Consider the following 13,982-nt stretch of genomic DNA (forward strand, 5'->3'; position numbering starts at 1 on the left):
TTATTGTTCCTGCTGCCATCTTCGTTGCTGCAAACGCTCGCCTTCGACTTCACGTTTATTTCTTGCAGACTCGTAGAGTCTTGTGCCTTTTAATTCAGGTGGCAAGTAATCTTGCAGCACAAAATGCTCTGGGTAATCGTGCGGATAGAGATAATTAATCCCATAACCTTGCTGTTTCATAAGCTTGGTTGGTGCGTTTCTCAAATGCAAAGGCACGGGTAAATTTGCCGTTTTTTCAGCAAGCTCCAAGGCCTTATTAATCGCTAAATAGGTACTATTACTTTTTGCACTGGTTGCTAAATAAACCGCGGTTTGGCCTAGGATAATTCGAGCCTCAGGCATCCCTACTGCTTGTACAGAGCGGAAGCATTCACCTGCAAGCAATAACGCATTGGGATTAGAGTTTCCGATATCTTCTGAGGCTGCAATCAGCATACGTCTGGCAATAAAAACTGGATCTTCACCACCTTTAAGCATACGTGCCATCCAATACAATGTTGCATCTGGATCACTGCCACGAATTGATTTAATAAAGGCAGAAACGAGGTCGTAATGCTGTTCACCCGATTTGTCATAACGCGCAATATTTTGTTGAGCAACTTTCACCACCACCGCATTGGTAATCGTGTTTTCAACTTCTGGCTCAAAGGTACTGGCAATCAGATCTAGTAAATTCAGCGCTTTGCGAGCATCACCTGCTGCGAACTGAATGAGGGCATCATATTCTTCAATATGAATATAACGTTCTTTTAAAAACTTGTCGGCTTGAAGCGCATTATTAATGAGAGTCTGGATCGCCTCGCTGTCTAAACTATTTAAGGTATAGACCTGACAACGTGATAATAGCGCACTATTGACCTCAAAAGATGGATTTTCAGTAGTCGCGCCAATTAAGGTAATTTTGCCTTTTTCAACAGCACCCAATAAAGCATCTTGCTGAGATTTATTAAAACGATGAATTTCATCAATAAAAACCACAGGAGTCAGTAAATCACCACTTTCTGCAATTATTTCACGTAATTCTTTTACACCCGTATTCAGCGCAGATAAGCTTACAAATGGCCGATCAATGGCCTGAGCTAATAGCAAAGCAATTGTTGTTTTTCCTACCCCAGGTGGCCCCCAAAAAATAATAGAAGGTAAATGCCCCTGATCAATCATCTGACGTAACGGTGCATGTGCACCTAACAAATGATCTTGCCCAATAATTTCAGACAAGTCTCTTGGGCGCAGGCGTTCGGGAAGTGGAATATGGGTGTCTGACATTTCAAATAGCTTTATCGTCTTTTCACTATAGTCTATTGTGTCTCACAGAAATCTACAATTTGAATCTATGAGACACGGCCTTTGCATCATAAGGAGCTGCTAATCGTCTCATCAGTTTATCTCCTTTTGTTTTTATTGTTATATAACGGAGACGATTAAAAAACTTACGATAAAAGTGTTACTTTATTATACGCTGTAATTAAAACTGCTCATAAAGACCTGCTCAACGCACCCAACGTACGACATAATCTTCAAGATCATCTTCATGAACATTAACTTCAGAAATACAGCGTCCTGCAACCGACTTTTTCGCATTAACCACGCTTTGTCTAGAACCCGTATTTAAATAATGCCAAGAAGGTAAATTTTTCCCTTCATTCAAACGCTTATAAGCACAGCTTGATGGCAACCAGTGAATTGTTTTTAAAGACTCAACCGTTAACTGTAAGCAATCAGGCACTTGTTGCTGGCGATTAGAATAATCCGAACAACGTCCTGTACTGCAATCGAGTAGCTTGCAAGCCACTTTGGTATACGCGACTTCATGTGTATCTTCATCTTCTAGCTTTACTAGACAGCACAAACCGCATCCATCACACAAAGCTTCCCACTCAGCCTGAGTCAGTTGCTCAAGCGTGTAATTTTTCCAAAATAATGGACGAAGTGAGGTCTCGGTAGACATAAGTTTTCAACGGCTGCATAGATGAAACAATATATAAGTATAACATTGAAGTATGTTGTCTCTAAAAAACAAGATACATTTTTAGAATCACAAAATGAGTGTTTAATATACATTTCAACCACATAAACGACACATTCGGTTCAAAAAACACGCTATATAGTTAAATGACAATGAAAAAATAAGGAGAACAGCATTATGTTCCGTTGGGCAATAATTTTTGCAGTGATTGCGCTCATTGCCAGTCTATTAGGGTTTGGTGGTGTTGCAGGGTTATCTAAAGACTTTGCCGTGATTCTATTAGTTGTGGCTGTAATTCTAGCGGTTATTGGTTTTATTTCGCGAGGCAGGACTTAATTTAATCATCACGACCATATAAAAAAAGAAGGAACTTGTTTCCTTCTTTTTTGTTGTAGGAACCTTTCTCTCTTTTTCTTTTGATGTAGATTCTTACATAGTTATTTATATTACTTTTATCTTTTTATGCTTTAATCAAACGTGTTTAAATCTCTTTAAATTTCAGGATTAAGGTTATGACTATAGCAATTAAAACCCGTGAAATTCAATATACTGCACCAGATGGCAGCCATCTCATTGGTTACTTTGCGGCTCCAGATAGTGAAACACCTGTTGCGGGTGTGATTGTTGGTCCTGAGTGGTGGGGTCGTAATGAATATACTGAGCAACGTGCACGTGAGCTTGCGGAACATGGTTATGCGGCACTTGCAATTGATATGTATGGCGATAAAAAAGTCACCTCTACTGCAGCTCAAGCCTATGAATGGATGATGCAGACATTTGAGAATTTAGACACCGTTACCGATCGTGCGAATGCTGGACTTCAAACTTTAGCTGCCCAGCCAGAAGTGAACAGTGAGAAACTTGCTGCAATTGGCTTTTGCTATGGCGGTAAAGTCGTGTTGGACCTTGCTCGCTCAGGTGCCCCTCTTAAAGCAACTGTAACATTCCATGGCACATTAACACCTAAAGCACCTGCTCAAAAAGGCAACATTCAAGGTGAAGTTTTAGTACTACATGGTGAATTAGACAGTATGGTCACCTTAGAAGATGTTGCTAATTTTGAAAAAGAGATGCAAGCTGCTGATGTGAAATATGAGGTAGTGGTTTTAAAGGATGCTAAACATGGCTTTAGTAACCCGCTTGCAGATGAAAAAGCTAAAGCAAACGGTGTAGACCTTGGCTATAATAGCGAAGCGGAAAAACAAGGTCTTGCAAAAATGTACGCTTTGTTAGAACGTACTTTAAAATAAAAGAAGCAAATTTGGAGCAAATCTTTTTTTAGCATTTGCTCCCTTAAATGTTTATGACTTTGCAATATTTTTACTGTATTTTTTAAACCATACTTCAATAAATATACTCCCGTTGAGCTAGAGCAAAGCCTAGTCTTATTTCCCGCACTCGGGGTTTAATGGAATAACATGAGAGGATACAACAATGACTGACAAGAAATGTCCGTATTGCAATTTTGATGAATATGACATCATTGATAAGAATGAATTTGCTGTAATTTTACCTGATTCTAATCCGCTGTCTAAAGGCCATTGTGTAGTAACACCATTACGTCATATCAGCTCGTTTTTTGATATCACGTCTAAAGAGCACCAAGGCTTGCTCACACTTCTTGAAATTGCACGCCACGAAACACAGCTTCGACATCAACCAGCTGGTTTCCACATCGGCTTTAATGATGGTGAAGTATTCGGACAAACTTCCGACCATTTCCATATTCATGTCATTCCTTACTACAAAAACCAACCCTTGGCGCTAGACCAACGTTGGGGTGTAAAAAAGGATTAATCCTTTTTATGATTGAAACAGAGATTACTATTTTTACGGCAATCTCTGTTTTAAGCTGCTCTTATTCTTTGCCTGCTTTAAACAAAATTCCCCCAAATTTCAGCTATAATTTACTCCTTACTTTTCTTCTTTAGCTGTTCATGCCTGACTTTTCTTTTTCTGATGCCCTTTTGAACTGGTTCGATCAACATGGTCGTCATGATTTGCCTTGGCAAGTCGCAGATGATCCGTACAAAGTCTGGGTTTCCGAAATTATGCTACAACAGACTCAGGTGAAAACGGTTCTGCAATATTTTGACCGCTTTATGGAGCGCTTTCCAACAGTAGAGGCACTAGGTCATGCAACTTGGGATGAAGTAGCGCCTTACTGGGCAGGGCTTGGCTATTACGCCCGTGCACGCAATTTACATAAAGCAGCGGGTCTTGTAACCCAGCAAGGTAAGTTTCCTGAAACGCTAGAAGAATGGATTGCATTACCCGGCATTGGTCCCTCTACAGCAGGCGCGCTGATGTCTTTGGGTTTACGTCAGTATGGCGTCATTATGGATGGCAACGTGAAACGCGTCTTGGCACGTTTTTTTGCCATTGAAGATGATTTAAGCAAGCCTCAGCACGAACGTGAAATGTGGAAACTCGCTGAAGAGCTTTGCCCAACTCAGCGCAATCATGACTATACTCAAGCAATCATGGATCTAGGCGCAACTATCTGTACGCCTAAAAAGCCTCTTTGTTTATATTGCCCAATGCAAGCCCATTGTCAGGCTTATCAGCAAGGCCTCGAACAAGAATTACCATTTAAGAAACCTAAAAAAACACCCCCTGTTAGAACAGCAGATGTTCTTATTATCCAGTGCGAAGATGAATGGTTCTGGCAACAACGACAAGCTCATGGTCTATGGGGTGGCTTATTCTGTTTACCTATTTTAGAAAATGAACATGAACGACTGAGCTTAAGCCAGCAATTTAAACTGCAACCTCAACCACAGGCCTTTCAGATTAGTCATAGTTTCACCCATTTTACATGGCTACTTAATGCTCACACGTTCCACGTGGAACCTGATCAAAAAGAACATCTGGCAATTGAGCTACAAGGCCAATGGCTTAGTCCGGAACAAGCTATTGCCAAAGGGGTTCCAACAGCAATGAAAAAATTGATCTCGGCAAGTCGTTCATGACATAGTGGGCAAAATAATTTTGATATGAATGTGACAGGGAGTACTTTGTGCGACGTTTTGTTTCTCATTTCTCACTTGGTTTTTTAATAATTCTATTGGCTGCCTGTGCCAGTGCACCTAAAAAACCAGCGCCCCTTTCACCTACTCAGGTCAGCAAGCTTAAAAGTATGCAGCTTGCAAATCGGCTGCCTGTACCGGTCAAAGGTGTCGATCGAAATGAATTAAAAGATACATGGGGAGCTGCACGCAGTCAGGGCCGTAGTCATGAAGGAATTGACATATTGGCTCCACGTGGAACCAAAGTGTACAGTACAACTGAAGGACTCGTTGCAGATCTTCGCAATAATAACTTAGGTGGCAAAGTCATCTGGATTTTAGGGCCGGCGGGAACATGGCATTATTATGCTCATCTTGATGGTCACAAACGTGGCCTGAATGTAGGTGACTACATTAAAAAAGGTGATCTCATTGGCTATGTCGGCAATACAGGCAATGCACGTTATACTTCACCTCATCTTCATTATGGTCTTTACCTAGATGGTAAAGGACGTGGTGCTGTTAACCCTTATTCATATTTACGCTAGGAACACTTTATGTCGGAAGCGCTGATCAATCGCTTAGTAGAGTTTGCCGAGTCAGGCAATCAGCAAAAGATCATTTTAAATGGCAATACCTATCAAGGCTGGATCATGGAAATCAGTGATGATGCCCTGCTAATCAGTACCGGTTTTTCAGATAAAGTAGGTAAAGACTTTTGGCTAAAGTTTGAAGACTTAACTCAAGCTGAACTGTATTATTGGGATACGCGACCAAATGACTGGGTCCTGTTTAAACTTTAAAATTCTAAGATAAATATAAGGAGCATCATCATGAAAACTCAACGCTGCGGATGGTGTTCCAACGACCCTCTCTATATTGCCTACCATGATCAAGAATGGGGCAAACCAGAACACGACGAAGCTCGACTATTTGAAATGCTTTGTCTTGAAGGTCAGCAAGCGGGCTTATCTTGGATTACCGTACTGAAAAAAAGAGAAAGCTACCGAGAGCATTTCTTTAATCACCCCATTTCTGATATTGCTTCATTTACAGATGATTTTTTAGAACTAAAATTATCCCATGCTGGCTTAATTCGTCACTTAGGCAAACTTAAAGCCATTCGTGATAATGCAATTGCTTGGCTAGCACTTAAAGCTCAAGTCGGCGATGTACCTACATGGCTTTGGCAGTTTGTAGAAGCAGCGCCACAACAAAATGATGTTGCAGATTATCGTCAAGCACCTGCACAAACTGAAGTGAGCACAAAACTTTCTAAAACCCTTAAAAAGAATGGCTTCAAATTTGTTGGCCCAACCACCTGTTATGCGTTTATGCAAGCAGTGGGCATGGTCAACGACCATGAAAATGATTGTCAATTTAAAGCTTCATAACCCACCAGAACGGTTCAAATCCGCTTAAGGAGTTCCGATGAGCAATAATACGATTCAGGCTTATGCTGCAATGCAGGCAGGTGAAAAACTGGTTCCCTACCAATTTGATGCAGGTGAATTACAGCCGCATCAGGTTGAGGTAAAAGTTGAATACTGTGGTTTATGTCATTCTGATATTTCTGTGTTGAACAACGAATGGCGCTCAACCGTCTACCCTGTAGTAGCAGGCCATGAAATTATTGGACGAATTGTTGCTTTGGGTTCAGAAGCCAAAGGTCTAAAAATCGGGCAACGTGTCGGCATTGGCTGGACTGCTGAAAGTTGCCAAGCCTGTGATGAATGTATTGGTGGTCAGCAAGTACTTTGTACGGGTGAAAATATTGCAACAATCGTGGGGCATGCAGGTGGCTTTGCCGATAAAGTCCGCGCAGGCTGGCAGTGGGCTATTCCCCTTCCCGAAGATTTAGACCCAGAAAGTGCTGGTCCTTTACTTTGTGGCGGAATTACCGTTTTTGACCCACTACTCAAACACAAAATTCAAGCAACACATCATGTCGGTGTGATTGGCATTGGTGGCTTAGGTCATATAGCCATTAAGCTACTCAAAGCTTGGGGCTGCGAGATCACTGCATTTAGTTCCAACCCTGATAAAACAGAGGAACTTAAAGCAATGGGAGCAGATCATGTCGTGAATAGCCGCGATACAGACGCGGTAACAGCACAAAAAGGGAAATTTGATTTATTGCTCAGCACCGTAAACGTGACCCTAAACTGGCGTGCTTTCATTTCTACGTTGGCACCAAATGGTTCTTTGCACTTCTTGGGGCTTACTCTTGAACCTGTTCCTGTTTCTGTGGGCTCACTTATTAGTGGTGCTAAATCAGTGACAGGCTCACCTACGGGTTCACCAGCTGCACTACGTCAACTTTTAAAGTTTGCTGCACGTAAAAAAATTGCGCCTCAAATTGAGCTATTTCCAATGTCAGAGCTTAATGAAGCAATTGAACGTTTACACTCAGGTCAGACACGCTACCGTATTGTGCTTAAAGCAGACTTCGCAGAATAAACTAACTTACTGTTTTCATCTGTTGTCGTGACCAGTCCGCTAAGTTACTAATTGCTTGGCGGACATCTGCTGTTAATTCATGACCCGCGTTTAAACGAATAAATTGCCTATAGCGTTCGTCTTCACCAAAAACATGGCCTGGCACTACGGTAATTCCTTGAGCTTTCGCAGTGTAATATAGCGCTAAGCTATCTACGCTTTTAGGTAGCTGTATCCATAGTGCATAGCCACCCTCAGGCTGGCTCAATGCGATTGAAATGCCTTCAAAGGCTTTTAAAATACAGCTACGATATTGTTCGACCTGTCGCATTAAATTTGGTCGTAGCTGCTCTAAATGCTCTCGATAACCACGGCTATAAATAAAATCAGCTAGGCCTAATTGTAGCGGTGTATTTACGCCAATATTACTTGCCAGTAGCTCAAGCCTTAAATGCTGTAACTTTGAGCTTAAACAAAACCACCCTACCCGATACGCGCTCGATAGCGACTTAGAAACTGATCCACACCAAATGACATAGCCTTCACGGTCCCAATAGCGAATCGGTAGCGGACGTTCATTACTGTAACCACATTCACCAAAAATATCGTCTTCAATAATAAAGCACTGATACTTTGCAGCTAATTCAGCAATTTTTTGTTTTTCTGCATTACTTAAACAATATCCTAAAGGATTTTGATAGTTGGCTGTCATCAGGCAAACCTTTGCCAAACCCTGCTGCATCAATGACTCTAAGCGCTCAAGATCGATGCCACGATGATGCGCTGGAATTTCAATAATCTGCCGTTTTAAGCTCGCTAAAAGCTGTAGCTGCCCATTAAAAGTAGGCGTCGGAATCAAAATACTATCGCCTACTTCTGTTAGGTGCTGAATGACTAAAGACAAAGCAGGGATACAACCATTGGTAATAAAAATATCTTCCGTTGCAATGAAGATTCCGTCTTCGCGCCAATGATCAGAAAGTGCTTTTCTTAATTGCTCATGTCCTTGTTTATTACAATAAAGAAAATCTTGTGGCTGACAATTTTTTAAAGCGCGTTGAATAGAACGACGTAAACCCTCTATCGGAATAAAATGAGGCGTTAATTGAATCGAACCCAAGGGTACCAGATGGCTCTGTAATGCAGCTTCTTGAATTTGGTTATGCAACTCTAGATTTGAGACTTGCCGAGGTAAAGACAAAAAATCTGGGCTATCAGGAATAGGGCTAGATTGGGTGCGAGCAACCACGAAGTAACCTGACTTAGGCTTTACATAAATCAGGCCTCTCGCCTCAAGCAATTCATAGCAACTTTTTGCCGTGCTTAAGCTAATACTGTGCTGAAGAGCGAAATCTCGTAACGAAATGAGCTTTTGATGAGGTTTAAGCTCATCTTGATAAATTCGATGTGCCAATTGATTGGCAAGAACCTGATATTGAAAAGTCATTCTGTGCTGCTTTTTTAAAAATTTCTGTATCTGTACTGGTTTATAGAACACCTTTACGCTATAGAAATCAACTCAAAGAGTAGCAAAGCCATGAAATTAAAAGCTATATTCTTATTAACTATTGTACTAGCAGGCTGCCAACCGCAACCAAAAAATGAACAGCACAGACATATAGTTTGCCAAAGTCTGATTGAAGGTTATTTAAAAATGACCAATCAACAAGACTATAAATTAGAGCAGCGCACTGATGATGAGGCCAATACGATTTCTCATTATCAATATAAGCGTAATAGCTCAAATGAAGTTGTGATGGTGAATTCGGTTTATTCCAAATTGTATTTTAGTTGCCGCGAACAGCAAAAGAGTTATTTTCTAGCTCAACACTCATCAGAAGGACAAATTACTCCAATTTTAGAAGTTCATTTTCCAACTGATGGTTATGCTACTTTTAGAGAGCGCTTTTAAAACCATCTTTTAACTGTTCTGCCAAAAATTCAATGAATAAACGGATTCGTTTTGGTAGGTGCTCTTGTTGATAATACACAGCATGGATGCTTTGATATTGATGTTCAATTTGATCTTCAAATAATGCAATCAAGCGCCCTTCTTGAATATCTTTCCAAATTTCAAATTCAGATAGTCGTGCAATACCATGGCCTCTAATCGTGAGTTGGCGTACAGTCTCGCCACTCGATGCTTTGATTTTGGATTGTGCAAAAAAATATTCATCACCAACTTTAATGGGCCAACTATTAATATATGCAGGTCTGGTAAAACCAATCAGATCATGCTGTTCGAGTTGTTCAGGTTGTGTTGGTGTGCCCTTAATCGCTAAATATTCTGGGCTTGCCACAATATATAAACGACTCTTGCACACCAATTTGGCATGCAGACTCGAATCATTAAGCTCTCCAAACCGAAATGCCACATCGGTTTTATGCTGCAAGAGATCAATCACCTGATCATTACTATTTAATTCAATTTCAATATTTGGATAACCTTCACGGAACTTATGCATTAATGGTGCAATCACGTGTAGAACAAACGGCGTTGCCGAATCAATGCGAATGAGGCCTGCGGTGCCCTGATCCGACTTTTGTAATTCCTCTTCGGCAGCATTAAGCTCATTTAATATTTTACGAGCTTTGGTGAGGAACTGCTGCCCTTCTTGGGTGAGTTTCAGCTTACGTGTCGTTCGCTCTAATAAAGTCACATCAAGTTTTGCTTCTAAACGCGTTAACGAGCGGCTTACCCCAGATGGTGTTTGTTTTAAATGTTCTGCCGCCGCGACAAAGGAGCCTGTATCAACAATTGTGATAAAGGCAACCAGTTCTTCAATTGTTGATTTCATGGCTTATTCTATTATTGACTAATCATCAAAGATATTTTGCTTATTCATCTATTTTTTCGCAACAATAAAAAAAGCAAAATGCACCTCAAGTTAAACAATTATTTAAATTCAGGTGAACCCATGAATATCCCACGTTTTGGTCTAGGAACTTTTCGTCTTAAAGAACAAGCGGTGATTGATTCTGTTAAAAATGCGCTAGATGTAGGTTACCGTGCAATTGATACGGCTCAAATTTATGACAATGAAGCAGCGATTGGCCAAGCGATTGCCGAAAGTGGCGTATCACGTCAGGACTTATTTTTAACCACCAAAATCTGGGTAGATAACTTTGCTCAAGATAAATTTATTCTAAGCTTAAAAGAAAGCTTACAAAAGCTTCGTACTGACCATGTCGATTTAACTTTGATTCACTGGCCAGCACCAGATTTAGGGGTTTCAATTCCTGAAATCATGCAGCTTTTACTAGAAGCAAAACAACAGGGTCTTACCAAACAAATTGGTATTTCAAACTTCAATATTGTGCTTACCCAACAAGCAATTGACACAATTGGCGCAGAGCATATTGCAACCAACCAGATTGAGCTCAGCCCTTATCTTCAAAGTCATAAACTTGTGAATTTCTTACGAGAGAAAAATATTGATGTCACTTCATATATGACGCTTGCGTACGGCAAAGTACTTCAAGACCCTGTTTTAGCTGAAATTGCAGCAGCGCATAAAGCAACGACAGCGCAAATTGCACTTGCGTGGGCATTGCAACGTGGTTTTGCGGTCATTCCATCTTCAACTAAACGTGAAAACCTGATGAGCAATTTAAAAGCACAGGATATCGAGTTAACTTCAGCTGAAATGCAAATGATTGCTGAACTCGACCGTAATGGTCGTGAAGTTAGCCCAGAACCATGGGCACCAGTTTGGGACTAAACTCATGAACACTCAATCAAATACGGCATTCTCGTTATTGGCATTGGCAATTGGTGCTTTTGCCATTGGCACCACTGAGTTTTCCCCAATGGGATTACTTCCAAATATCGCGAATGATTTAGGCATTTCAATTCCAACGGCTGGCATGTTAATTACGGGTTATGCTCTTGGCGTCATGTTAGGTGCCCCGTTCATGACACTGTGGTTTGGTGGTTTTGCACGACGTAATGCGCTTATTTTTCTCATGGCGATCTTTACGGTAGGTAATCTGATCGCAGCATTTGCCCCAAGCTATATGAGCTTATTAGGTGCACGTCTCATTACTAGCCTTAACCACGGTGCTTTCTTCGGGATTGGTTCAGTTGTAGCCGCAAGTATTGTACCGGCCCACAAACAAGCCAGTGCTGTAGCAACCATGTTTATGGGTTTAACCATTGCCAATATTGGTGGGGTGCCACTGGCAACATGGATTGGGCAAAATATTGGCTGGCGTATGTCTTTCCTTGCGATTTCCGTGCTTGGCATTATTACCATGCTCGCTTTATGGAAAGCCCTGCCATCAGGCATGGTTGCCCAAAAACCCAATGTAAAAGCTGAATTGAAAGTATTAACACGTACTCCTGTAATACTTGCTTTACTCACCACGGTACTCAGCGCAGGTGCAATGTTTACCCTCTATACCTACATTGCGCCAAGTTTGACTGAATTTACCCATGCGTCACCTACCTTCATTACTTTCATGTTGGTGTTAATTGGTGTCGGGTTCTCGATTGGTAACCATTTAGGTGGCCGCTTTGCAGATTTATCTATCAATAAAACTCTGATTGGCTTCTTGGTTTTATTAATTGTAATGATGCTAATTTTCCCAATTCTTGCACAAAGCCAAGTTGGAGCAGCCATTGCACTAGTCATCTGGGGCGCTGCAACTTTTGCCTTAGTTCCACCTTTGCAAATGCGTGTCATGTCAGTCGCTCATGAAGCCCCTGGACTTGCCTCTTCAGTAAACATTGGTGCGTTTAACCTAGGCAATGCTGTCGGAGCAGCAGCAGGCGCTTTAGTCATCGATTTAGGCTGGGGTTACACTGCTGTATCGTTTGCTGGTGCATTACTGGCCGGGTTAGGTTTACTCTTGGTTTTATTCCAAATCAAACGTGAAAGCAGCCCAACACAAGCTTTGCAACAGTGTTCAGACTAATAAAAAAGCGCCTGAAATCAGGCGCTTTTTTATTGCTTATTATTTTAAAATATCGGGTAATTTAGGTTGCTCATAAATCGGGTTCATCACTTCCCGCTTCATTTTCAGCAGCATCTGATACGGTTGCTGCTGAACAAACATATTGACGAAGCTTAAAGGGATTGAACCAGCTGGATCTGCATAGCCACTAGTGGTTACTTTAACTTTGTTATTCGCTAATTTCTGGAACGTCCATTCACCTTCATAGCGGGTTAAACGAACCACATCGGGTTGAATCGGATAGTTACTATTAATCGCTGTGTTCTTAATCGTAATGACACCATTAGCAGCTTTACTCATTTTTCCTTTAACCACCACATCACGATCTTTTAGAGGAAAAGGAAAATCTAACACCATATATAAAGTAAATTCGCCTTTCTTCTCATCCTGAGAAAGCATTTCAACTTTCCCCATATAAGGCACCCACTGCGCTGCTCGATTTACATCTAAAATCACCGCAACCGCACGTTCAATGGGGGCATCAAAGGTTGTTTCAGCTTTATATTGAAAGACCGGATTATCAGCTTTTTGATAGGTCCAGACTTTAATATGATTGCGATCTAAGCTGAGTTTAGCTTTTTCTGTAGAAGCAGCCCCTGTCCAGAAGCTGCTCAAGCAAAGAAAAGTGGTCAAGGCAATTTGTTTTTTATTCATGTTCTGCTCTATCTTGTTTTTCTGGCTACACATGGAATACGGACAGGGTTTTAAACCTGTACGTCATTCAATCCTAAAACATCTTTCATGTCATATTTACGTGCTTCACGGCCCACAACCCATGCCGCAGCTCGTACTGCACCAGCAGCAAAGTTCATACGGTTCGTTGCTTTATGAGTCACTTCAACGCGCTCACCTTCACCAATGAACATAACAGTGTGTTCGCCAACAATATCACCACCACGAATGGTTTCAAAACCAATCGTTTGACGGTCACGTGGGCCCGTATGCCCTTCACGTCCATACACAGCAACTTCTTTTAAGTTACGACCTAAAGTATCTGCAATCGCCTCACCCATCATGAGTGCTGTACCTGATGGTGCATCTACTTTATGACGGTGATGAGCTTCGATCACTTCAATATCTACTGTATCGCCAAATACTTTTGCTGCAAGCTCAAGTAACTTGATTGATACATTTACACCAACAGAATAGTTCGCAGCATAGACAACCGGCGTATGAGCTGCTGTTTCGTCTAGCTCAGCTTTTTGCTCATCAGACATACCTGTTGTCCCAATGACTATAGCTACCCCAGCCTCACGACATAGTTTTAAATGCTCAGATGTTGCAACAGGAGTAGAAAAGTCAATTACGACGTCACAGTCTTTCAGAACCTCTGCCAAGCTTCCTGTAAGCTTCACTCCAATTGAACCCACTCCTGCAAGTTCACCAGCATCAGCACCAATTAAAGTACTTTCTGGGCGTACAACAGCGGCTCCCAACTGATAACCTGCTTGTTGAACTGCCTGAATAAGTATACGACCCATACGGCCGCCTGCACCCAAAACACCAATGCGTGGAGCTGCTGACATAATCCTTCCCAATCTTCTGTTTTACGTAATTTGTCTACTATATCAAAACTCTTTGCTCACGATAAAAAGTAAAAATTATTTTTTAAG

General features: G+C 41.3%; 17 protein-coding genes. 11 read left to right on the forward strand and 6 right to left on the reverse strand.

Annotation, left to right across the window (positions count from 1 at the left end):
* The gene (locus I5515_RS10895) at positions 1-1,266 is read right to left on the reverse strand and encodes a replication-associated recombination protein A (RefSeq protein WP_199966598.1); all 1,266 of its coding nucleotides are present in this window, start codon (positions 1,264-1,266) and stop codon (positions 1-3) included.
* Between the two features lie 223 nt (positions 1,267-1,489).
* Positions 1,490-1,948: a YcgN family cysteine cluster protein gene (locus tag I5515_RS10900; protein ID WP_199966601.1), complete on the reverse strand. Its 459-nt coding sequence runs from the start codon at positions 1,946-1,948 to the stop codon at positions 1,490-1,492.
* Between the two features lie 195 nt (positions 1,949-2,143).
* Between I5515_RS10900 and I5515_RS10905 the strand changes: the two genes are divergently transcribed.
* The 8 genes from I5515_RS10905 to ahr all read left to right on the forward strand — a co-directional run bounded on the left by I5515_RS10905 (position 2,144) and on the right by ahr (position 7,434).
* Positions 2,144-2,302: a DUF1328 domain-containing protein gene (locus I5515_RS10905; protein WP_002053759.1), complete on the forward strand. Its 159-nt coding sequence runs from the start codon at positions 2,144-2,146 to the stop codon at positions 2,300-2,302.
* Between the two features lie 176 nt (positions 2,303-2,478).
* On the forward strand, positions 2,479-3,216 hold the full coding sequence (locus tag I5515_RS10910) for a dienelactone hydrolase family protein (RefSeq protein ID WP_199966603.1): 738 nt from the start codon (positions 2,479-2,481) through the stop codon (positions 3,214-3,216).
* Positions 3,217-3,400: 184 nt separating this feature from the next.
* Complete coding sequence (locus tag I5515_RS10915; protein WP_199966605.1) at positions 3,401-3,763, forward strand: HIT family protein; 363 nt, start codon at positions 3,401-3,403, stop codon at positions 3,761-3,763.
* A gap of 140 nt (positions 3,764-3,903) precedes the next feature.
* Positions 3,904-4,938 (forward strand): A/G-specific adenine glycosylase, encoded by a 1,035-nt coding sequence (mutY, locus tag I5515_RS10920; RefSeq protein WP_199966608.1) that lies wholly within the window; start codon positions 3,904-3,906, stop codon positions 4,936-4,938.
* Between the two features lie 47 nt (positions 4,939-4,985).
* Positions 4,986-5,522, forward strand: coding sequence for a M23 family metallopeptidase (locus I5515_RS10925; RefSeq protein WP_199966610.1), 537 nt, complete (start codon positions 4,986-4,988; stop codon positions 5,520-5,522).
* Between the two features lie 9 nt (positions 5,523-5,531).
* Positions 5,532-5,777 carry a hypothetical protein gene (locus I5515_RS10930; protein WP_199966612.1) on the forward strand — a complete coding sequence of 82 codons (246 nt, stop codon included), beginning with the start codon at positions 5,532-5,534 and terminating at the stop codon, positions 5,775-5,777.
* A 30-nt stretch (positions 5,778-5,807) separates the two neighbouring features.
* Complete coding sequence (locus I5515_RS10935; RefSeq protein ID WP_199966614.1) at positions 5,808-6,368, forward strand: DNA-3-methyladenine glycosylase I; 561 nt, start codon at positions 5,808-5,810, stop codon at positions 6,366-6,368.
* Positions 6,369-6,405: 37 nt separating this feature from the next.
* Positions 6,406-7,434, forward strand: a complete 1,029-nt coding sequence (gene ahr, locus I5515_RS10940) for an NADPH-dependent aldehyde reductase Ahr (protein ID WP_199966616.1) — start codon at positions 6,406-6,408, stop codon at positions 7,432-7,434.
* Position 7,435: 1 nt separating this feature from the next.
* Here the strand turns inward: ahr and I5515_RS10945 are convergent, their stop codons facing one another.
* On the reverse strand, positions 7,436-8,860 hold the full coding sequence (locus tag I5515_RS10945; protein ID WP_199966618.1) for a PLP-dependent aminotransferase family protein: 1,425 nt from the start codon (positions 8,858-8,860) through the stop codon (positions 7,436-7,438).
* A gap of 90 nt (positions 8,861-8,950) precedes the next feature.
* Between I5515_RS10945 and I5515_RS10955 the strand changes: the two genes are divergently transcribed.
* Complete coding sequence (locus I5515_RS10955) at positions 8,951-9,325, forward strand: hypothetical protein (protein WP_199966622.1); 375 nt, start codon at positions 8,951-8,953, stop codon at positions 9,323-9,325.
* Here I5515_RS10955 and I5515_RS10960 read toward each other — a convergent pair.
* Positions 9,309-10,211: a LysR family transcriptional regulator gene (locus tag I5515_RS10960; protein ID WP_199966624.1), complete on the reverse strand. Its 903-nt coding sequence runs from the start codon at positions 10,209-10,211 to the stop codon at positions 9,309-9,311. The genes I5515_RS10955 and I5515_RS10960 overlap by 17 nt on opposite strands.
* Before the next feature lie 120 nt (positions 10,212-10,331).
* Here I5515_RS10960 and dkgB point away from each other — a divergent pair, with 120 nt between their 5' ends.
* The gene (dkgB, locus tag I5515_RS10965) at positions 10,332-11,135 is read left to right on the forward strand and encodes a 2,5-didehydrogluconate reductase DkgB (protein WP_199966626.1); all 804 of its coding nucleotides are present in this window, start codon (positions 10,332-10,334) and stop codon (positions 11,133-11,135) included.
* 4 nt (positions 11,136-11,139) lie between these two features.
* The gene (locus tag I5515_RS10970; protein WP_199966628.1) at positions 11,140-12,330 is read left to right on the forward strand and encodes an MFS transporter; all 1,191 of its coding nucleotides are present in this window, start codon (positions 11,140-11,142) and stop codon (positions 12,328-12,330) included.
* Between the two features lie 39 nt (positions 12,331-12,369).
* Here the strand turns inward: I5515_RS10970 and I5515_RS10975 are convergent, their stop codons facing one another.
* A complete protein-coding gene (locus tag I5515_RS10975) occupies positions 12,370-13,023 on the reverse strand; it encodes an START domain-containing protein (RefSeq protein ID WP_199966630.1) in 654 nt (217 codons plus the stop codon).
* A gap of 50 nt (positions 13,024-13,073) precedes the next feature.
* Positions 13,074-13,895 carry a 4-hydroxy-tetrahydrodipicolinate reductase gene (gene dapB, locus I5515_RS10980; protein ID WP_199966632.1) on the reverse strand — a complete coding sequence of 274 codons (822 nt, stop codon included), beginning with the start codon at positions 13,893-13,895 and terminating at the stop codon, positions 13,074-13,076.
* Between the last annotated feature and the right edge of the window lie 87 nt (positions 13,896-13,982).

It is taken from the genome of Acinetobacter calcoaceticus, from assembly GCF_016508255.1.
Lineage (GTDB): Bacteria > Pseudomonadota > Gammaproteobacteria > Pseudomonadales > Moraxellaceae > Acinetobacter > Acinetobacter calcoaceticus_E.

Coding starts and splice junctions, on each gene's coding strand:
- I5515_RS10895 (WP_199966598.1), bottom strand. CDS start 1,266: ATGTCAGACACCCATATTCCACTTCCCGAACGCCTGCGCCCAAGAGAC.
- I5515_RS10900 (WP_199966601.1), bottom strand. CDS start 1,948: ATGTCTACCGAGACCTCACTTCGTCCATTATTTTGGAAAAATTACACG.
- I5515_RS10905 (WP_002053759.1), top strand. CDS start 2,144: ATGTTCCGTTGGGCAATAATTTTTGCAGTGATTGCGCTCATTGCCAGT.
- I5515_RS10910 (WP_199966603.1), top strand. CDS start 2,479: ATGACTATAGCAATTAAAACCCGTGAAATTCAATATACTGCACCAGAT.
- I5515_RS10915 (WP_199966605.1), top strand. CDS start 3,401: ATGACTGACAAGAAATGTCCGTATTGCAATTTTGATGAATATGACATC.
- mutY (WP_199966608.1), top strand. CDS start 3,904: ATGCCTGACTTTTCTTTTTCTGATGCCCTTTTGAACTGGTTCGATCAA.
- I5515_RS10930 (WP_199966612.1), top strand. CDS start 5,532: ATGTCGGAAGCGCTGATCAATCGCTTAGTAGAGTTTGCCGAGTCAGGC.
- I5515_RS10935 (WP_199966614.1), top strand. CDS start 5,808: ATGAAAACTCAACGCTGCGGATGGTGTTCCAACGACCCTCTCTATATT.
- ahr (WP_199966616.1), top strand. CDS start 6,406: ATGAGCAATAATACGATTCAGGCTTATGCTGCAATGCAGGCAGGTGAA.
- I5515_RS10945 (WP_199966618.1), bottom strand. CDS start 8,860: ATGACTTTTCAATATCAGGTTCTTGCCAATCAATTGGCACATCGAATT.
- I5515_RS10955 (WP_199966622.1), top strand. CDS start 8,951: ATGAAATTAAAAGCTATATTCTTATTAACTATTGTACTAGCAGGCTGC.
- I5515_RS10960 (WP_199966624.1), bottom strand. CDS start 10,211: ATGAAATCAACAATTGAAGAACTGGTTGCCTTTATCACAATTGTTGAT.
- dkgB (WP_199966626.1), top strand. CDS start 10,332: ATGAATATCCCACGTTTTGGTCTAGGAACTTTTCGTCTTAAAGAACAA.
- I5515_RS10970 (WP_199966628.1), top strand. CDS start 11,140: ATGAACACTCAATCAAATACGGCATTCTCGTTATTGGCATTGGCAATT.
- I5515_RS10975 (WP_199966630.1), bottom strand. CDS start 13,023: ATGAATAAAAAACAAATTGCCTTGACCACTTTTCTTTGCTTGAGCAGC.
- dapB (WP_199966632.1), bottom strand. CDS start 13,895: ATGTCAGCAGCTCCACGCATTGGTGTTTTGGGTGCAGGCGGCCGTATG.